Genomic DNA, 19,890 nt, shown 5'->3' with positions numbered 1-19,890 from the left:
TGAAAACGCTATCGCCAGCAAGCTGGCTCCTACAGGTCCGTTTTTTACCTGCACAGGTGGAGGTGCTGCTTATGGGTAGGTTGCTCATCCTCGGTCTTGTCTGCGCCATGACCGCCCCGCTCGTTCATGCCAGGGCCATCCCGGACCCGGCGCAACGGCATGCGCCGGGCAATGAAGCCCTGCAAAAACCGATTGCCCAGGCCGGTTACAGCGTTGGCGTGAACTACCAACTGCAATGCGCCGGTTGCCACTTGGGCAATGGCATGGGTTCTGCCGCGAATGACACGCCCCGGATGGCGGGGTTTGTCGGCAACTTTCTGAAAGTGCCGGGCGGCCGCGAGTTTCTCGTGCGCGTACCGGGCATGTCGCAGTCCGCGCTGGACAACGCGCAACTGGCCGACCTGCTCAACTGGTTGATCCGTGCCGACGGGATGGCGGGCAAAAGCACGCCAGCCGACTATCAGCCTTACAGCGCCGACGAAGTGGCGGCACTGCGCGCAGAAACCATGCTCAACCTCCCCGGCACCCGCGCCGGACTGATCCAGCAAATGCGTGCGCAAGGCATCGCAATTGAAGACGGGATGAACAACTGACAACGGCTTGAACCAAAGCCGTCATTGCAAAAACGGGGGCCCGTTCCCCCGCCCTTCCGCTGCGCCAACTCTCCTCTGCGATAACAAGACGACCTTGCGGCAAACGCCGTGCAGGCGTCTCTCCGTGGTTTGCCCGGCACCTTGTATCCGAGTGCATTTTTATTTATGGATGTTGTCTGAATCCGTAGCTATAGAATGAATGTGTGCACAGTGGTGCTAAAGTGACAGCACCTGTCTTCGTCTCACCGGATTTACGCATTTGAGGGTGCAAACCTGTCACAAGTATGAGCAGCTTGTCGGTGACGCTGAGGCTCTCAAATGAGGGCTGTGTTGACCTGAATCTCGTCATTACCGAGCGCAAGGGAAAGCAAATGAGGTCTAAAGATGATATTTGAGCCTAACAGTACCCGTTCCGTTCTCCAGCGAAGAAGCAGTACCAGTATCGTTGTTCAGGCCGGTCTCGATTGCGTTGCGGTAACCGGTGTTGCGTGGTTCTTGATCAATTATCACATCGGCTTCATCTCGCAAGACTACGTCATCATGCTCCTGCTGCTGCTTGGCGCGCTGGCCGTCGTGTACGACCACTATGCCATTTACCGCAGCAATGTCGGGTTCACTGTCAAAGCCTTCAAGCTTCTGAAGGCATGGACCGCGACCTTTGGTTTTCTCGTTGCCATGGCTTTTTTGACCAAAACCAGCGAACGGTATTCGCGGCTATTGGTTGGGGAGTTATTTGTTCTTGGCTATTTCGCCCAGTTGTTTTTGCACCTCGCCTCACGGGAAATGCAGAAGAAATTCCTGGCCCACCCGACGCAACTGGAAAACTCGCTGATCATTGGCTCGGGCGAGTTGGCGAGCTACCTCCACAAGAAAATCAGTAACAACCCCTGGCTCGGTGAACGCATCGTTGGCTGTGTGTTGATTGGCGCGGACGATGACTGGGCAAAGGAAGGCGTGGAAGGCGCACCACGCCTTTCGATACTGGGCAACATCTCTGATCTTGATGAGTTGGTTGTCAAACACGCCATTCGTACCGTCTATTTTGTGACCCCTGTGGGCGGCTCCGAAGTTATCCAGAAGGTTTATTTAAGCCTGTTCGATAAACACGTCAGGGTTAACTGGGTGCCTGACATTTTCGCCTTGAAGTTGATCAACCACAGTGTTCGCGAGATTGCCGGCATTCCCGTGCTGACCTTGTCCGAAACTCCGCTGATGGGGATGCGACTGTTCCTGAAGAATCTCGAAGACAAGGTCGGCGCTTTCCTGATCCTGCTTTTTGCGGCGCCAGTGCTGGCGTTAGTTGCCCTTGCGATCAAGATCGATAGCCCCGGTCCCGTGTTCTTTCGTCAGCAACGCATGGGGTGGAGCGGCGAAGTTTTCAGTATCTGGAAGTTCAGAAGCATGGTGGTCCATCAGCCGTCGGACGGCACCGTCAAGCAGGCACAAAAGAATGATCCACGCGTGACCAGGGTGGGCGCCTTTATTCGCAAAACCAGCCTCGATGAGCTGCCGCAATTGTTCAACGTGTTGATGGGCGAAATGTCGCTGGTGGGGCCTCGCCCGCACGCGATTCAACACGACGTGCAGTACTCGCCCGATGTCTCGGGCTACTTTGCGCGACATAACATTAAACCGGGTATCACCGGGCTGGCGCAGGTACGGGGCCTTCGTGGTGAAACGAAAGATGTAGAACAAATGATTCGCCGGGTTGACTCAGACATCGAGTACATCAACAACTGGTCGCTCTGGCTCGACTTCATCATTCTTTTACGGACGGTATCGGCCTTCTCCGGTAAACAGGCCTATTAATCCGTAGTGAACTGTAGGAGCAGCCGGTCGACGCTCGACTGCTCGCGATGGACGACCGACCACCGCGTTTAACCAGTTAACACGCGCTATCGTTAACGACCATCGCGAGCAGGCTCGCTCCTACACTAAGCCGCACGATGACGGAAACAGGTCCAGCGTGCGCTCGACCTCATCGGGGTCGATAGTAAAACCATTGCCCGCGGGAGTACCGACGACAAAACCAAAGTGTTGATGGTCACGATCGGTCAGGTACTTGAAATAGCAGATGAAACGCTCAGGAGGTTGCAACACCAGCAGCGAACCACCCGGCGGCAATACATTAACCCCATGGATCAATTGACTGCCCTCGACCCCAATCACGGTTCTTGCACCGGCACAGGTCGCGACAATGGTCGCAACATCGCACAGCGCCGGGTCGAGAATGCGAAAACCCCGACGATCACGCAGACGCTCAGCCAACTCCATTTCGTTACGCAACAAGCGTAAATCGCCGCGACCACCTCTCAGGATAAACACGCCTGGATGAGCGCTCGTGTTGACGTGGGACAGCAACTTTTCGCCCATTGCACGGAAGCGCAGATGCTTGTGGCGATTTTGACTTATGTCGTCAAAGATCACGAGTTCACGAAAAAACGCATTACGTAAACGAACCGGCTTCATGCCAAGCCAGTCCTCATAACCGGGGGTGTGAAGGATGCCGTTCCTGGTGGTGGAAACAATGTTGGCGGAGGGAGCCGTGGTCACTGGAACGCCTTCGTTGCAGGCCAGTGAATAGGTCAGGCAATCGTCCGTCAGCCAACTGCCAAACCACTTGTTGCCCCCCGCCGTGCAATACAACGCGCCGCGCTCGATTTCGTTTTCGACGCGAACCCCTGGCAGCCGGCCAACGCCAGGCGTCAACCAGGATTTGGCGTTTCCTTTGTAGAGCGCGCCATCGATCATCCAGACATCTTTGAGCAAATAACCCCGGGTCGGTCCATGTTCAACACGACCGACGCCTTCCATTGTGCGACGAGGATGTTCATGGGGATAAAAAAGTTGCTCTTCCCATCCCGTCACACGCTCAAGTTGATTGGGAAGAAAGAAGGCGGGTTGAGCAAACGCGACTTCACCCGGCGCAATATCCCAGGTTTTCACCGCCATACTTTGCAGCGTTAATGCTGGTTTCCGGGCAAGGCGTGTTTTAAAGAGGTGTTTATAAGCCGCCAGGCTCCACTTCGCCGGGCCGCTACTTGCCAACGCGCTGAATTCCGACATAGACACCCCCGGCGCAATATGATTACACAGTATTTACAGCCAACTATTTTTCAATATCTCAAGTGCAGAGAATAGTTTGCAGAATGGGCGGCGACTTCAAATGAGCATAGCGACTACGCAAGTTATCGAGCAGCGCGGTGTCCGGCTCCCTGGAACAATGGAGATACAGTTTGGATAGCCCCCCAAAGCCCATTTCACGATATCGATTTGCAACTTCTTCATCACTTGGCCCCTCGGGTATTCCAAGATGAAGTGTCAGATGTTTGCCTTCAACAGCAAAAAGTGGTGTCTCCCACAGAAACTGCGCAGCGCCGGTCCTGGGCAGCCGAACAAACACGTAGCCATGGTTTCCCAGCGTATCGACATCACCGCCGCGCCTTCTTTTCCACTCAAGAAGCCCGTCGTCCGGACGTGCCAGACACGTCCCGATATCGTAGTAATCAAATCCGTTTTCTATCGCCCACTCAAGCGCCATGAACGTGGTGATGGAATTGACTTCACGTAATTTCCTGGCATCTGAAAACACCTCGTCAGGGTAGCCAAAACGCACGGTGCTCCAATAGCGCTTGCCCGCGCGAGTGACGACGCACCCCAGATGGCAGGCAACAACCTGGTCTTCCAACACCACCAGATCGAGGCGTCCGGCTCTTTTAGCCACCCGCTGAACTTCATGTGATGCAATTTGCGAGGCGGCTGCGCCATGACGAGCCCTGGCGTAGGGTTGAAGCATTTCCCGATCCGCCGTTTCAATCTCATCATCGTTCAATGCTTGCTTCATGCCGTAGCGCAACCGGTTCTTGCGTAGATTGCGCCGTAACTCGGTGTTGTATCGCGCCGTAATCTCATCAATGGATCTGCGCAGTGGCACGACAGCACTCAGGTATTGCGGCACATACAATGCACCCCAGCTCGGCATGTCACTGACAACGACCGTGCGGTCTGATTTCGACAGGTTATCAACCCCCTGAGTCTCAGCCCCCAAGAGCACCTTCACAAATTCCCGCTGGGATTTTCTGCCCACATAAAGAATGTCGTAGCGGCTGTCTTCCCGCAGTTTGAACCTGGCGATTTCCCAGCGCCAAACACAGGCGCGCGCGGCTATATCACGTAACCAGGAGAGCGCTTTTCTTAGCTCAAATCGCATGGAAGGCGACATTAACTTGTGTATCAGTTTTGATATATATGCGTTCATTTGCTTATTAGCACACATCAAGAAGCGTTCATTTGAGTTTTCAAACCAATAGATCAAACACTCGAAATGAGAGTCGATAGCTCACCACGCTTTTCAAAATATGCGGCAAACCATAACTACCAATATGATGTGCGCTGTTTTTTGAATGTACGTCCAGCTGTCTTTCTTGCGAGAAACTCGCCATTCACTCTCTGTAATCAAGATTTTCTGACGTCATTTATTCGTCTCCAACCTTAACAAAAAAACGCTCCAACTCATCCACCGAGTCGGTAATACAAGGGTGAGTAAAGATGCTGGCGCAGAGTTTTGCAAGATATTTCAGACGTGCTTTTCAGGCAGCCCGAATATTAAAACTGACGTCAAATTCCTGTTACGTCAGGAACTTCGACAAATGAGTGTGCGTAACAAAAACTTTGGGTTACCCACGATATAGCGAGTGAATAAACGCTTTGGCTCACTGAGCAGCCTGAACACCCACTCGCAACCGAGGCGACGCACCCATTGCGGAGCACGCGTCACCTTGCCGCCGAGAAAATCCAGGATCGCCCCACCGCATACCACCAGGCATGGCACGCCACTGGCGGCCAGTCTCGCGGCAACGACTTCCTGCTTGGGCATGCCCATCCCCAGCACCACCAGTTCCGGCAGTGACTGACGGGCAAGGTTGACGTAATCATCCACCCCTGCAAAACCATGGTGAGCAGAGACGACATTGACCGCAAACACCGCTTCGCAATGCCGCACCGCGTTGGCCAGAAAGGTCTCTTCAGTCCCCCAGAACGCCACGCGCCGGCCCTTGTAGGCGGCCAGTAATTTGGGGATGAAATCGGTGCCGTTCATATTCAGCCCCGGTTCGAGACCGAGTCGGCGATACAGGATGGCCATGCCGGAGCCATCCCGTAACAACACGTCGGCCGCCGACAGCGCGTCGTAATAAGCGGGGTTGGCCGTCACCAGGTTCATGGCATGGGCATTGACGAATCCAAGCACTGTCGTCCCCTCGGACCGGGACAACACATCAATCAATTGTTGTTCGTCACCGGCATCACGAACCACCCTGAGTTTGCGCAGGATGGTTTGCCAGTTTTGCTGCCAGGATAAGGGGCTCATCAGGTGTCATCTCGCTTCGAACGCACCCAGTCGACCTGGCGCTTGAGCACAAAACCAATGTACAGCGGGATTTTCTTCAACGCGTAGAACGGCGCATACAACAAGGCTGAAAACGCGATGATCCCGCGACCGAACCGACTCCATGCCAGCAAGACAGTCACGCCCAACAGTGCGAGCCCGAAAGACGCGATCAAGGCTGGCGCCAACGCGCCGCCGAGCAACACCACCAGCCATGAGAGGCTGAAGGCGACCACCAGCAGCAACGTCAGCAAGGCCAGCGGCGGGACCAGTAAATCCGCGGTCATTGCCAGAAGGTTCAAGTTGCCTTTGCGGATAGCCTCTAACAGCAACCTTGGCGCATCACTGAGGATGACCCCGAGATGACCATGCTCCCAGCGTGTACGCTGGATGCTCAGGCCTTCGTCGCTGCGCGGAAAATCACTGCTGACCAACGCACCGGGGCAAAACAGGGGCGGTTTGCCGCTTCGGCAGAAATCCAGGCCCATCTTCAAATCTTCGACGATGTGGCCACTGGCTAATTCGATCAACGCCAGATCCCGCCAGACGAACGCCATTCCCGAGCCCATCAACGAACAAGGCAACCCCAGTCGGGCCCATCCCTGCGCTCGCACCTGATTCTTCACGCACCAGGCGAATTCGGCAATTTGCACTTTCAACCCGGAGCCTGCCGGCGCATGCATCAAGTACAGGGCCTGTGCTGGACGCCCGGAGTCGATGCAGCACAGTGCCAAACGCTCAATCGAGCCTTTACCCACCCGCGAATCGGCATCGACAACAATCATCACGTCCGGTGCATCGCTGGCCAGGTAACGCACCCCGAAGTCCAGTGCATAACCCTTGCCTCGCTGCTGAGCATTGCTGCGTTCCACCACCTCGGCACCCGCGGCGCGGGCCAGCGCGGCCGTGTCGTCAGTACAGTTGTCCGCGACAACCACCAGGCGATCGCCCGCCAGCAGTTGCGGCAGAATGCTGTTCAACGTCGCGACGATCAGCGAGGACTCATTGTGAGCCGGCACCAGCACCGCCACCCTCGGTCGCGACCCTTGCGCCGGTGCAAGCGATCGCACCGGCAGGCTGGCCAGCAGCACCTGCACGAACAACACAAACACCGGCAGGACGATGAGTATCAGCAGTGCACTGAACAGCCAACCCAGTAACGTGATCATGCGTGCGCCTTGAACAATTCAGCCAGCTTGGCTGCTTCGGTATCGATATCGTGCCGCTCCAGCACCCGCTGATACGCGGCATCGCCCATCCGCTGCAACACCTCGACAGGTTGCGCGAGGCAGTCGGCCAGCGCCACCGCCAACTCATCCACGGCGCCCGCGGGAAACAACCAGCCGTTCTCGCCCTGACGCACCAGTTCGGGAATGCCCGCCACGCAGGTCGTCAGCACGGGCCGGCGCAAGGCCATGGCTTCCATGATGACCACCGGCAAGCCCTCGGCGAAGCTCGGCAACACCAGGGCCCGCGCCGCCAGGATTTGCGCCCGCACCTGATCGCTGCTGATCCAGCCGGTAATGCGCACCTGCGCCTGCAAGCCATGCCGCGTAATCAGGGTTTCGATCTCTGCACGCATTTCCCCGTCGCCGGCCAGTACGATCTCGAACACCACGCCTTGCGCCGCCAGTTTTCGCGCCGCCTCAAGCAACAACAGTTGCCCCTTCTGCTCACACAAGCGCCCCACGCACACCAACCGTGGCACAGACGGCACAGCGACAGCCGGCACCTCATGAAACGCCCGCTCCAGGCCGCAGTGAACCACCTTGACCTTTTCCCAATGCGCATGCTCCACCCAGCGAAACAACTGGCTGCGCCCATAGGAACTGATCGCTGCGACAAACGCCGCGCGCCGGACTTTCTCGCCCAGATGGATAAATTGTGGTTTGTCGAACTCTTCCGGGCCGTGCACGGTAAAGCTGTACGCAGGCCCGCCGAGCGCACGGGCCAACATCACCACCTCGGTTGAATTGGTGCCGAAATGCGCATGCACATGCCTGGCGCCGAACACTTGCAACCAGGACAACAACCGGCACGCCTCGAACAAATAGATCACATGGTACGGCCACGGCCGATCGGCACGCAGGCCCATGCGCAACGCCAGCCACAGCGTCGAAAAAAAGCGTCGAGGCTGAGCGCGCAGCACTTGCAGCACCGGCCCTGCCAGCGCTTTGACTCCGCCCTGCAACACATAGTGGGTCTGGGCTTGTTCGGACACGTCCTCGGCATCCACCAACTGCGCATCCCAGCCGCGCAGGGCAATGCGCTGCACTTCAAAGCCCTGACGCTCCAATGCCAGAATCTCGCGACGAATGAAGCTATGGCTGACTTTGGGGTATTGATTGATGAAGTAAGCGATACGCATAAGCACCAAGCTTGGCTGTCGTTGCGGTGAATGATTACAGCGGGGCATCCCACAGTAGTTCAGTGGCCTGGAACGTCAATCAGCCCCACGCGGGTCGCTATAACTGCCAATCAACACGTCATCTATCTTTTTGAACGTGTCCTCCAGCAACTCATAACGCCTGCGGTACATGGCGCGTTTTTTCGACGCGATACTCTCAAGCGGTTTGCTCGACGGGGCCATGGGGATTTCAAAGAAGTCTTCCCGCGCTGACGGCGTCGCGCCATGTTCCAGCCAGATCACATCGTAATTGGCCGCCAGGTCCTGGGTTTTTTCAGCACCAAAATAGGCGTGCCGGTGATGACGGAACCCGTCGCTTACTGCGTAGATCCTTTCAACGCCAATCCGGGTCGCGATGTATTTAATGACTTCAATCAGAAAGCTTCGTGGCCGAAGACCTTCGAAACTTTTTGTCAGCTCCCGGTAAATGTCCAGGGAGCGTTCGCTCTCTACCCCTTTGTGAATCCCTTGCACGGCACCGATGAAAATACACAGCTCACCCTCGGTGCAACACAAGGTGAACGCAATCGATGCAATGCGTAAATCACCCTGAAACAGGTTCAACACCAGCTCGCCTTCACGCATAAACCAAATGGGTCGATCCAGCACCAGGGAACAATCGGCAGCGAAGGCCGACAAGTCACTCAACACCAGACTTTCACTTCGACCAAACAGCAATAGCTGCGGACAGCTTTTCGTCACCACCTCATAGTGCGAGGCCAACACACTCAGTCGGTCCTGAGGGTTCCAGCTTTTGCTGATGTAGGGCCAATGAACGACCCCCACACAATCCCCGCCCAACTTCGCAAAACCGGCGCTGCCCAAAGCGTTCGACATGCGCCCGGTGAACAGCTTGAGGTCAGCCCAGTTCTTTGCCACTAAAATCATTAATTCGAGCTTGTTTTTCACGGCTCTCAATGAATAACCAGCATGCAAAGAAAACGCGTTTTTCAGCAGTTGCCAGTTATTCATTTAAGTCTCACTTGTATTCGATCAACGCGGACTTGCGAGCGCCGAACCTGTTCAAAAGAAACTTCAATTGCCCCAGCATCTCGGGAAATTTTCCCAGCACCAGAAAGAATGCCTGCAACCAGTTTTCCCGCGCGGATCCCGAACCCCGACGGGCCAGGCGCACGACCTGCAATGGGTAGACCAGCAACAACAGCAGGCCAGCCCCTCCCAGCACCAGGCTGGCGAGAACAGTTGCCAGCGGAATGCCCAGGCCCCAGAACCACGCGCGGCGTGACTCACGCAGCCAATGCTGCTCGGGGGCCGCCCCATGCAAATAAGCACCTTCGGCAAAAGCGTAGCCGCCGCGCAGGGTTCGCTTCCACCATTGGCCGAACCGGGTCATGGTCGCATCGTGCAGGGTCATTTCCTCAGGCAGCCGCCAGACCTTCCAGCCCTTGGCACGCAGCCGCACACACAACTCGGGCTCTTCCCCGGCAATCAGATCCGGGCGAAACCCCGACACATCGGCGAAGGCGTCAGCCCGCATCAACGCATCGCCCCCGCAGGCCTTGGCCTCGCCTATCGGCGTGTCCCATTCGAGATCGCACAACAGGTTGTAAATCGAATGCTGAGGAAAGCGTTCACGGCGCCGCCCACACACCACCGCCACCTCAGGGTGCGCATCCAGAAAGGCTTGCGCCTTTGGCAGCCAGCCGCCGACGACCTCGCAATCACCATCGACGAACTGCACATGACGCAGCGAAGGCAACACGCGTTGCACGCTGGCAAATCCTTCATTGCGCGCGCGTGCAGCGGTAAAGGGGATGCTCATATCCAGCTCGACCACCTCGACGCCAAGCGCCTGCGCCATTGGCACCGAACCATCGGTTGAGCCGGAGTCGACATAAACGACCTGCTGCGCGGCATCAACCAGCGACGCCAGGCAACGCTGCAACCGCTGGCCTTCATTACGACCGATCACAACGACACCCATGCCGGTAGTCATGACGCTCACTCAGCGCCGCCATCGAAACAGGCCTTCGGATAACTCATGAGTATTCCTCTGTTTCTACTGACTTCCTTTTCTTGATGGTCGCGGGCACACCCACGGCCACCGAGTCGTCGGGTACGTCGGTCAGTACCACGGCGTTGGCGCCGATCACGACATTGTTACCAATGCGGATGTTGCCCAATACCTTGGCCCCGGTGCCGATATCCACATTATTGCCAATCACCGGGGCAATCGGCTCGTTCACATTCTTCAGGCCTACGACGACGCCATTGCGGATCCGGCAATCATCGCCAAACTGCGCATAGCCACTGATCACAATGCCGCCGAAATGATCGATGACGAAGTTGCGCCCGACCACGACTTCACAGGGCAACTCGATGCCCGTCACGATCTGCACCAGTTTGAAGAGCACTTTATAGATAAAGGAGAGCAGTTTACGTAGCAGTGCCGGGCGCACACCGTAACGCCAGCGCCCAAAGCGATAAACCAGCATGACCCAGAATCCCTGAGCGCCCCAATCACCACCATAGGCACGCAAGTCCGCCCGTATATTCTCGAACATTGATTGACCTACCGTGTGGGTTGGGTAGCGAGTCGGGTTTCACGCAGCAGCGCCCAAGTGGCACGCGTATGCTGCCAGCACGCTGCGATGGCGGCTCGGCCACGACCTTTGAGCAGCGCCTTGAGCGCCAGAATCAGATCCCCCAGGCAAACCAGGAACATATGCCAGCCCAACCCCAGCAGGCCGTGGTGCTTGCGGAAGTACAACAGCTCGCTTTCGATTTGCATCCTGGGTATTTGTCGACTGACCGCGTTGAGTTCAACCACTGTTTTGGCGCTTTCACCACCGATATGCACCACCGTGGTATGCGGGTAAAAAACCACCTTCCAACCGGCCTGTTTGACGCGTTTGCAGTGGTCAACTTCCTCGTAGTAAAGGAAGTAGCGCGGGTCGAACAAACCCACCTGATCGATGACTTCCCGGCGAATCAGGTAATAGCAGCCGGGCACCCAGTCGCATTCACGGACCGAGTCGTGATCCCATTCCATGTCGTCGACCCGCTTCACCACCGGGAAAAAGCGCTCAAGCCCTGCACGGGAAAGGAAGACATTCAACGGTGTGGGGAAATAGCGGCAGGAGGGTTGCAAGTCGCCTTCGCGTCCGACCAGCCGAACGCCAAGCACGCCGCAATCAGGATGAGCCTCCATGTATTCGAGGGTTTTGTTCAGGGTGTCGGCGGCAACAAAAGCGTCGGTATTGAGGAGTAACGCGTACTTGCCCTGCAAGTGTTCAACCAACTGATTGTTGGCACGGCCAAAGCCCACATTTTTGTCATTGGCCAGCAGCAACGCCTCCGGGCAAATGGAGGCCAGACACTCCAGCGAATTGTCGGCAGAGGCATTGTCCACCATCAAGTAGCGCGTCAGATCCGCACTGTTTGACTGGCGCAATGCATCAAACATCGGCTGCAACAGCTTCGCTGTGTTGTAGTTGACGACCAGCACATCAAGGGGCGTATTGATCATTTGGGTGACTCGCCAAAAAAGTACTGCACTCGCATGGCCATCAGCGCCGGCTCCACGCCTGGATCATAGGCACCGTTGCGTTCTCTGATCAGGTCCATCCACGGATAGTCGTTGCAGCGCGTCTCGAATTTTTTCATCAGCTCGTCAACGGTACAAATGACCCTCGCTGGATTGCCCGCGACCACGACACCAGGCGGAACATCTTTCCTGACAACAGCACCTGCGGCGACAATTGAGCCCGGACCTACGGTCACACACGGCATGATGATCGCAGCATGCCCGACAAAGCAGTTGTCACGGATGTCGACAGGTCCGACAGCATCGAGTTTTACGTTGTAGATAGTGGAGAAGAAAACGGCACCATCGTGGCAGAACAGCGTGCAATCCGCTAAAGCGATGTTGTTGCCGAGGCGCACCAGCGAAGGGTCAGCGATATTGCACCCGACATTGATCCACACATTGCTGCCGACGGAATGCAGTGATCCCCAGCGCGCCAGATATCGAGCCCACTCGAACCCGTCAGGATTACAAAACCGTTTAAAGAGCCAGCGTCCCCGCCCCGTTTTGTTGACGTAATAACTTACAGCACGTCTTGCCAGCCCTATCATCCTGTCAGCCTCACAAATCCTGCGATGTTCATCCGTGCCAGAGCCAGGTACACCCCGGTTTTTTTGATTGTAGTATCAGGAATATCTGCCCGCCGGGCCCTCTTGATGATTGAGATGATCTGCCAGCCTCAGGGTAAGCTGTAAAAGCGGCATGGTCGGATTGCTCGCACCGGCTGTAGGAAAGACACTGCTGCCCGCCACGTAAAGATTCTCGGTGCCGAACACTTTGCAGTTCTCGTCGACCACACCGGACTCAGGCGCCGAGGCCATCCGTGTAGTCCCCATATGATGAGCATGGGGCGTCACTTTCAGTGGCACAGAGACGTCATACACGTACTCATGCAGCTTGACGAAGCCCAACCCCGTTTCGGCAAAACACTTCGCCACCTCCAGCCCTATCGATTTGATGGTATGCCTGTCTTCGAGGACCAGCTCCCAGTTGATGTTGACCTTGCGCATCCCCAAGACATCTCGCGCCTCGAGCAAATTGACGCGGCTGTTAAGGTTGGGAAATTGTTCGATGAGGGTGGTAATCACCCCGTCGCCAGGGCAATTGAAATTCGTAATGAAATCGATCTTGTGCCCCATTCCGACGTCGCAGACGAGGGTCTCCAGAAAACCCTTGATGGCCGCTGTTCGCCCATAGGCTTTGACCTCCGCCAGCAACGCAGCAGAAACGTTCCCTTTACCTGACTGAAAGTGCGCGACAAACGCATCGGTGGTGAAATACTGCCGAGGCTCGGTACTCTGCCCCTCCCCCAGAATGAAGGTGCCCAGCTCGAGGTTCAGGTGTTCCATGAAACATCTGCCGACGAAACCGTCCTTGCTGACAATGCCGGCGGATGCCAGGGACTCGCTGTTCATCAGCTGCCGGGCATTCTCGATGGCGCCCGTCGCGAGAATGAATTGCTTTGCCTTCACTCGTTCCCGGTGCTTCTCGTAATCGGACACAACGATGGTGGCTATGCGGCCGGTCTTGGCATCGAACTCAAGATCGACACAGTTGCAATTGATGAAGACATCAAGCCCCTCGGTCTCTTGAAGTTCCTTGGCGTATTTTTGTGCAAATCGTGTCGGCGGGCTCAGCAGGAAACGATCCGCGTCAAAGTCGTTGCCATCCATGGACGCATTAATGGCCTTGAATCCGGAATCCGTCGGAAGATCCACAATAGCCATGGCCGCTGGCAGATAACGCTCGATCTCGGAAAACGCGATGGGCCAGCCGGGCAGTTTGACCGGAGGAGCCATTTCGAAGTCTGACTTCTCGAAGGGACGGCAACGCCCCGCCCAGTGGTTGGACGTGCCGCCGAGAAAGCGCAGGCGTGTTTCATGTGCGTAGACATCCAGGCCTGTCGAGGGGCAGTCATAAAGGGTTTGCGAGGGCTGCGAATACTCGTGCCCCCCGCCCTCGATCAGCAACACGTGCCGACCATTCCCGGCCAGGCGCAACGCCAGCGTGATGCCCGCCGGCCCAGCCCCGATGATGCAGAAGTCATAATGATCGCGGAGTTCTTTCTGCGATTGGTAATCTTTGATCATGTTCGCGTTTGCCGAAAATACTGGGCCGGCAACACCCAGCCGTTGACGACGACAAACCCGCTTTTTTCAGAAGAAGGCGAAGCAAGGAGCGAGGGCAGTCCAAATGTCATCCCCCCCAGACTTAATAGAGCGAACGCCTGGAGGAGTTCTCTGCGCCCCATCGCGGAGGTATTCAAATCAAGTTCACTCATGCTTCAAGCTCCCCGACATTGAAATTGAAGACTGCAAAAGACTTGAATCAAGTCAAAGCCAATTGGCAAGGCCCAACACTAACTCCCCAAACCCGACGCCTACCAGCACCATTGGCAGTACAGCCAGCTCTCGTTTGAGATTGAACAGCCCCACACGACGGTTCACATAAACAATTAGCACAAGTGTAGGAAACGTATGCAGCGCGACACCCCAAATTGCATATTTCACGCCGCCAACGGCCAGCAGCAGCGGCAGTAACACCCATAACGAGATGGCGCGAATAATGTTATCCATGGCCTGGTACTTCGTGAGCCCCAAGGCAAGCCAGGCTTGATGCGCCACGCCATAGCGCAAGATGAAGAAAGACAGTGAGAGCACGGCCATCATGTTGCCGGCCTCGGCATAACGCTCATCATATAACCAGTGAATGATGAGAGGGCTGATGACCCACAACAGCCCGCAAATAAACAGCAAGGCGATGTCGATAATCAGTCTGAAGCGGTCATACAAAGCGCGCAGCCGTACGGTGTCATTGCTTCTTGCCGCCTCGCTGAAAGCTGGCAACGCCACGGCGCCAACCAGCCTCTGCGCGCCGAGAGTAATAGCCCCCAGAATCAGCACGGCAATGGAATAAACACCCAGTTCGGCGGCCGACATGCTGCCGCCGAACCAGATGCGATCGCCATTCATGGCCAATACGCCCACTGCCGACGACAACAATATCCAGCGCCCGAAGACGACCAGCTCCTGGAGCGCACTGCGATCCCACTGCAGATGGTTATGCGGGCCCTTAAACCAGAAATGCCCCAGAAGCAGACTGACCAGGGCGGAAACCAGACCCGCCCCCACCAGCGACCAGATAGACCGGGTGAAGTAGCCGATAACCAGCATCACCAGCAGGCCGGAAATCTGGGACGCAAACTCGGCGAGCACGACTTTCTTTTGCTGGAATGCACGAACGGCCACGTCGACCTTTGTCGACTGAAAACCATAGATGAGCGCGGACAAGCCAGTAACGGCCAACACCAGCGGCAACTCCGGTGCGGCATAGGTGGATCCAGGCGACCACAGATTGATGACCTGCGCAAACCAGGCCAGGCCTGCAATCAGAAGCGTCAAGGCAAAAAGGATAAAACCGCGCACGATCTGCACGGTCCAGACGGTATTGAGAAATACCGGATCGTCACCACGCGGGCTCTGGATGATGTTCTGGCGCAAGCCCACATCGGAAAGCAAATGGATAACGACCGAAACGGTGGTAGCGATAATCATGATGCCGAACATCTCCGGCATCAGCAGGCGAGCCATGATCAGGTTGCCGCCCAGGCGCACGGCTTGAGAGGTGACAAGTGCTCCGAGATTCCATGCTCCGGCGAATATCGCTCGCTTGCGCAGGCTCAACGATGGCGATATATCAACTGAAGGCATAACATCAATCCCGGACTCTGTGGCACGAACGTTACTATAGCCGCAATCAGGCAATCCACTATGCTTCGCTCACCACTCAATAAGTTTAAAAACTCATGCCTGAGCACTTACGCGCGTTAACCGTCATTCTGGTTCTGGCCGGCATCGTTTTTACCCTTTCACGCCGGGCTGCAGCGGACCTTATCCCCTACAGCGACTTCACGCGTCGCCGCAATCTGTGGTTCGTGTTGACGCTCCTGGTCTTCGTCTCGCACAGCTTCTGGGTGTATGCAGCCGTTGCCGCCGTCATCATGACCGTCGCGGGAAAACGCGAGCGCAACCCCATCGCGCTGTTCTTCTTTCTGCTGTTTCTGGTCCCGCCGGCCTCGGCGCAGATTCCAGGCTTGGGCGTGATCAACTACTTTTTCGATCTCAACCATATTCGCCTGCTGTCCTTGTGCGTTTTGCTGCCGGCGTTTTTTGTGCTGCGCCAGCGTGCAGACACGCTGGCATTCGGGCGGACCTGGCCTGACAAACTGTTGGCCGCCAACATCCTGCTGGCGAGCCTGCTATTGCTGCGCGAAACCACGCCCACCGACACCTTGCGCCAAGTGCTCTACATGTTCATCGAAGTTTTTCTGCCGTACTACGTGGCCAGCCGGGCACTGAAAAACCTCAGCGACTTCAAGGACGCACTGTTGGCCTTTGTCCTCGCCTCCATGGTGTTGTCGATTATTGGCCTGTTCGAATTTGCCCGCAGCTGGCTGCTGTACAGCGCGTTGATCGATGCCTTGGGCATGCAATGGGAAATGTCCGGATACCTGAACCGTGGCGGTTCATTGCGCGCCAGCGCCACGACCGGCCAGGCGATTGCGCTGGGCTTCGTGATCAGCACAGCCATCGGCTTTTATATGTATCTGCAGGAAAACGTGCGCAGCAAGTTCCAGCGCCGCCTCGGCGCACTGCTGCTGGTCGGCGGGTTGTTTGCACCGCTGTCGCGCGGCCCGTGGATCGGGGCCACCGTCATGATCGCAACCTTCATCGCCACCGGCCGCAGCGCTTTCAAACGCCTGATTCTGCTGGCGTTGGTCGGCGTGCTCGCCCTGTCCTTGCTGGCGGTCGTGCCTGGCGGGCAAAAAGTGCTGGACCTGCTACCGTTCTTAGGCACGATCGAAGTAGAGAACATCACGTACCGGCAACGCTTGATCGATAACGCAATGATCGTGATCCAGCGCAACCCCTTGTTCGGCGCTTTCGACTTCCGCAACACGCCGGAAATGCAGTCCATGATTCAGGGCCAGGGCATCATCGATATCGTGAACACCTACATCAACGTGGCGCTGCAGGTCGGGTTGATCGGGCTGACACTGTTCGTGGCTTTTTTCGCCACGGTGCTCTTCGGTCTGCGCAAGGCAATGCGTTCTTTCTCCGACAAGGACGATGAGACGCGCCGACTGGGGCGTGCGCTCTTCGCGACGCTGGCGGGCATATTGGTGACCATCGTTACCGTCAGCAGCATCACGGTAATCCCCGTGGTGTATTGGTCGGTGGCCGGGCTGGGCGTTGCCTATGTCCAGATGGTTCGCAAGCTCAGGCAAACCTCACCTGCAACCGCTGTAAGTGCCCATCCTCAACTTCGGTAATGCCAATGCCCAGCTTGTTTCGCCGCACACCTCTGCTGCTCATCGCGCTCCTGTGCGTTGCCATCTGGCCGTTCAGGAGCTGGGCGTCGGACTGGGTCGCGAGCGTGGATGAGCGCAGCGGCCTGCCGATGCTGACACGCGGTGGCAGCCCCGTCTTGGCATCGACATTCACCTTCTGGGGAAGCAACTGGGAGTGGTTGTATTTTGCGTCCCGGTTCAAGGCAAACGCCCCCCACAGTTACTCCCTGGAAGGCCAGAACAAAGACCTGGACTTCGACTTGACGGCGCAGATTCAAAAGGACGGCGAGCAAAAGCTGACCTGGAACTTTGCCCTCGATGCGCACAGCACGAAGTCGGGTGTAATGGGCGGGGGCATCGTCTTCAAGTTTGACCCGGCACTGTTCGCGGCAGAAATGGGCGAACCGGTGCTGCTCCCCGACAACAGCGGCTGGGCCTGGGAAAACGCACAAGGACGACGCATCGAGATGCGTTTTGAGCCGGCACTGGCGAGTGTCTATTTTGAACCCGGCGACCGATCCGAGGTGCGCGCTTTTTTCTACAAAAGCACGATCAGGCCCGGCCAGCAAAACATCAAAGCCACCTTGAGCGTCTCGGGTGACGTGACACTCGGCCCGACCCTGACCGAGCGCTTTGGCCTGACGGACCCGACACGTTGGCCGAACGACAACATCGACATAAAAACCTCACCGGTCGATCTGTCGTTTCTCAATGCTGGCGAAAAACCTGCGGGCAAGCGCGGTTTCGTCAAAGCGTCCGGCGAGCAGCTGATGTTCGCCGACAACACCCCGGCGCGTTTCTGGGGCACCAACATCACGTCCTACGCGCTGTTCCAAACGTCCGACGATGCAATCAAGCAGCAAGCCAAACGCCTGTCGGCACTCGGTTTCAACCTCGTGCGACTGCACCACCATGACTCACCCTGGGTCAGCCCGAACATTTTTGGCGAGCGCGACCTCACGCATGACACTCAGCAACTCAGCGCGCAGTCGCTGAAAAAAATCGACTGGTGGATCAAGTGCCTGAAAGACGAAGGTATTTATGTCTGGCTCGACATGCACGTCGAGCGAGCCCTTATGCCGAAGGACAACATTTTTGCCTTCGATGAGCTGCCAAAAAATGAGCAGAACAACGCCAGCCTCAAGGGTTACGCGTATGTAAACATTACCATTCAGCAGGCCATGAAACGCTTCACCGAAGCCTACATGACCCATGTAAATCCCTTTACCGGCCTCGCCTACAAAGACGAGCCGGCAATCGCCGCCGTCCTGATCACCAACGAAAACGACGTCACTCAACACTTCGGCAATGCCCTGTTGCGAGACAAGGGAGTTCCCAAGCACTGGAAGCTCTACAAAAACCAGGCCGATGTCTTTGCCAGCCAGCACAATCTATCGCAAGGACTGACCTGGCGTTCGTGGGAGCATGGCCCCTCCAAACTGTTCCTTAACGATCTGGAACAGCGTTTCAACGTAGAGATGATTCAGCATCTGCGCGACCTCGGCGTGAAGGTGCCCATTGCCACCACCAGCAGTTGGGGAGGTGACGGCCTGAGCTCATTGCCGGCCTTGACCAGCGGTGATGTCATCGACGTTCACAGCTACGGCGGCGCGGGCCAGCTGGAGAAAAACCCGCTCACCTCCGACGGCATCATCGACTGGATCGCCGCCGGCCAGGTGACAGGCAAACCCCTGACCGTCACCGAGTGGAACAACGAACCATTCCCGACACCCGACCGCCACTCGTTGCCACTCTATGTCGCCGGCACCGCCAGCCACCAAGGCTGGGACGCGCTGATGCAATATGCCTACAGCCAGCAATCATTCGACGGCGACTGGGTAACGGCCGATAACTGGCACGCCTACAACGACCCCGCCATGCTGGCCACCCTGCCCGCCGCCGCCTTGCTCTATCGTCGCGGTGACGTCAGCGAAGCCAACACGACGTACGTCTTCGCACCGACGCCCGACACCCTGTTCAACAAACCCGTGTCACCGGCCAATTCTGCACTGCTGCGCACGGCGATGGAGATAGGCAAGCTGCAAATCGCCATGCCACAAACGCCGGAACTGGCCTGGTTGCAGCCGGGCATTATCCCGAGCACTGCCAAGGTGTTTCATGACCCTGACCAGTCGTTGCTGGACGCCAATGCCAGCGAGTCCACGACGGATACGGGCGAGCTCAAGCGCAACTGGAAACAAGGCATCTACACCATCGATACACCCCGTACCCAGGCTGTCACCGGCTGGATCGGCGGCGAATCGATCAGCCTCGGGAACATCAAGGTGCAAGTGAAAACGGCGAATGCCAGTGTGGTGGTGCAGAGTCTGGACAACGCACCCGTCGCACAATCGAAGGATTTGCTGATTTCATTGGGCACCCGCGCCATCCCTAAGGAAGACGACAAAACACCATTTTATGTGGAGCCTCTGGAGGGCACGCTGAGCCTCCAGGCACCGCCTGGCCTGACGCTCTTTACTAACGGCACGCTCGCACAAATGAAGAAACTGCCCGCAACCTATGTGGATGGACGCTATACGATCAAGTTCGACGACCTGCAGGCGTCCAATTGGTTGTTTTTGAGAAAAAACGCCACTCGCTGACGCT

The 19,890-nt window shown here is 56.8% G+C and carries 17 protein-coding genes; 4 read left to right on the top strand and 13 right to left on the bottom strand.

All coding sequences use genetic code 11. The annotated features are described in order from the left end of the window. Positions 1 to 71: 71 nt before the first annotated feature. On the top strand, positions 72 to 593 hold the full coding sequence (locus tag J4E42_RS19550) for a hypothetical protein (protein WP_008041092.1): 522 nt from the start codon (positions 72 to 74) through the stop codon (positions 591 to 593). Positions 594 to 977: 384 nt separating this feature from the next. After that, positions 978 to 2,402, top strand: coding sequence for an undecaprenyl-phosphate glucose phosphotransferase (locus tag J4E42_RS19545; RefSeq protein ID WP_008041091.1), 1,425 nt, complete (start codon positions 978 to 980; stop codon positions 2,400 to 2,402). Positions 2,403 to 2,522: 120 nt separating this feature from the next. Here J4E42_RS19545 and J4E42_RS19540 read toward each other — a convergent pair whose 3' ends face one another. The 13 genes from J4E42_RS19540 to J4E42_RS19480 all read right to left on the bottom strand — a co-directional run bounded on the left by J4E42_RS19540 (position 2,523) and on the right by J4E42_RS19480 (position 15,643). Further along, a complete protein-coding gene (locus J4E42_RS19540) occupies positions 2,523 to 3,659 on the bottom strand; it encodes a glycosyltransferase 61 family protein (RefSeq protein ID WP_207285938.1) in 1,137 nt (378 codons plus the stop codon). Positions 3,660 to 3,717: 58 nt separating this feature from the next. Continuing rightward, positions 3,718 to 4,851 carry a hypothetical protein gene (locus tag J4E42_RS19535; RefSeq protein WP_207285956.1) on the bottom strand — a complete coding sequence of 378 codons (1,134 nt, stop codon included), beginning with the start codon at positions 4,849 to 4,851 and terminating at the stop codon, positions 3,718 to 3,720. A gap of 375 nt (positions 4,852 to 5,226) precedes the next feature. Further along, positions 5,227 to 5,961 (bottom strand): WecB/TagA/CpsF family glycosyltransferase, encoded by a 735-nt coding sequence (locus J4E42_RS19530; RefSeq protein ID WP_207285937.1) that lies wholly within the window; start codon positions 5,959 to 5,961, stop codon positions 5,227 to 5,229. Further along, positions 5,961 to 7,148 carry a glycosyltransferase family 2 protein gene (locus J4E42_RS19525; protein ID WP_207285936.1) on the bottom strand — a complete coding sequence of 396 codons (1,188 nt, stop codon included), beginning with the start codon at positions 7,146 to 7,148 and terminating at the stop codon, positions 5,961 to 5,963. Before J4E42_RS19525 ends, J4E42_RS19530 begins: the two co-directional genes overlap by 1 nt. Beyond that, a complete protein-coding gene (locus J4E42_RS19520) occupies positions 7,145 to 8,347 on the bottom strand; it encodes a glycosyltransferase (RefSeq protein WP_207285935.1) in 1,203 nt (400 codons plus the stop codon). The genes J4E42_RS19525 and J4E42_RS19520 overlap by 4 nt, the downstream gene beginning before the upstream one ends. 75 nt (positions 8,348 to 8,422) lie before the next feature. Further along, positions 8,423 to 9,358 carry a DUF535 family protein gene (locus J4E42_RS19515; protein WP_207285934.1) on the bottom strand — a complete coding sequence of 312 codons (936 nt, stop codon included), beginning with the start codon at positions 9,356 to 9,358 and terminating at the stop codon, positions 8,423 to 8,425. 7 nt (positions 9,359 to 9,365) lie between these two features. Further along, on the bottom strand, positions 9,366 to 10,343 hold the full coding sequence (locus J4E42_RS19510) for a glycosyltransferase family 2 protein (RefSeq protein ID WP_207285955.1): 978 nt from the start codon (positions 10,341 to 10,343) through the stop codon (positions 9,366 to 9,368). A 43-nt stretch (positions 10,344 to 10,386) separates the two neighbouring features. After that, a complete protein-coding gene (locus J4E42_RS19505) occupies positions 10,387 to 10,911 on the bottom strand; it encodes a serine O-acetyltransferase (RefSeq protein ID WP_192418546.1) in 525 nt (174 codons plus the stop codon). 8 nt (positions 10,912 to 10,919) lie between these two features. Further along, positions 10,920 to 11,876 carry a glycosyltransferase family 2 protein gene (locus J4E42_RS19500; protein ID WP_008041076.1) on the bottom strand — a complete coding sequence of 319 codons (957 nt, stop codon included), beginning with the start codon at positions 11,874 to 11,876 and terminating at the stop codon, positions 10,920 to 10,922. Further along, a complete protein-coding gene (locus J4E42_RS19495; RefSeq protein WP_008041075.1) occupies positions 11,873 to 12,484 on the bottom strand; it encodes an acyltransferase in 612 nt (203 codons plus the stop codon). The genes J4E42_RS19500 and J4E42_RS19495 overlap by 4 nt, the downstream gene beginning before the upstream one ends. 75 nt (positions 12,485 to 12,559) lie before the next feature. Beyond that, a complete protein-coding gene (locus tag J4E42_RS19490) occupies positions 12,560 to 14,023 on the bottom strand; it encodes a GMC oxidoreductase (protein WP_207285933.1) in 1,464 nt (487 codons plus the stop codon). Then, positions 14,020 to 14,214, bottom strand: a complete 195-nt coding sequence (locus J4E42_RS19485; RefSeq protein WP_207285932.1) for a hypothetical protein — start codon at positions 14,212 to 14,214, stop codon at positions 14,020 to 14,022. The genes J4E42_RS19490 and J4E42_RS19485 overlap by 4 nt, the downstream gene beginning before the upstream one ends. 52 nt (positions 14,215 to 14,266) lie before the next feature. Then, positions 14,267 to 15,643 (bottom strand): oligosaccharide flippase family protein, encoded by a 1,377-nt coding sequence (locus tag J4E42_RS19480; RefSeq protein ID WP_207285931.1) that lies wholly within the window; start codon positions 15,641 to 15,643, stop codon positions 14,267 to 14,269. Between the two features lie 95 nt (positions 15,644 to 15,738). Here J4E42_RS19480 and J4E42_RS19475 point away from each other — a divergent pair, with 95 nt between their 5' ends. Beyond that, a complete protein-coding gene (locus tag J4E42_RS19475) occupies positions 15,739 to 17,265 on the top strand; it encodes an O-antigen ligase (RefSeq protein ID WP_207285930.1) in 1,527 nt (508 codons plus the stop codon). 5 nt (positions 17,266 to 17,270) lie between these two features. Beyond that, a complete protein-coding gene (locus J4E42_RS19470; protein ID WP_207285929.1) occupies positions 17,271 to 19,886 on the top strand; it encodes a cellulase family glycosylhydrolase in 2,616 nt (871 codons plus the stop codon). Positions 19,887 to 19,890: the final 4 nt, after the last annotated feature.

Origin of the sequence: Pseudomonas sp. FW300-N2A2 (assembly GCF_017351735.1) — a bacterium.
Taxonomy (GTDB): domain Bacteria; phylum Pseudomonadota; class Gammaproteobacteria; order Pseudomonadales; family Pseudomonadaceae; genus Aquipseudomonas; species Aquipseudomonas migulae.
Note: the sequence above shows the minus strand (reverse complement) of the source record. Positions and strands in the feature narration are given on the sequence as shown.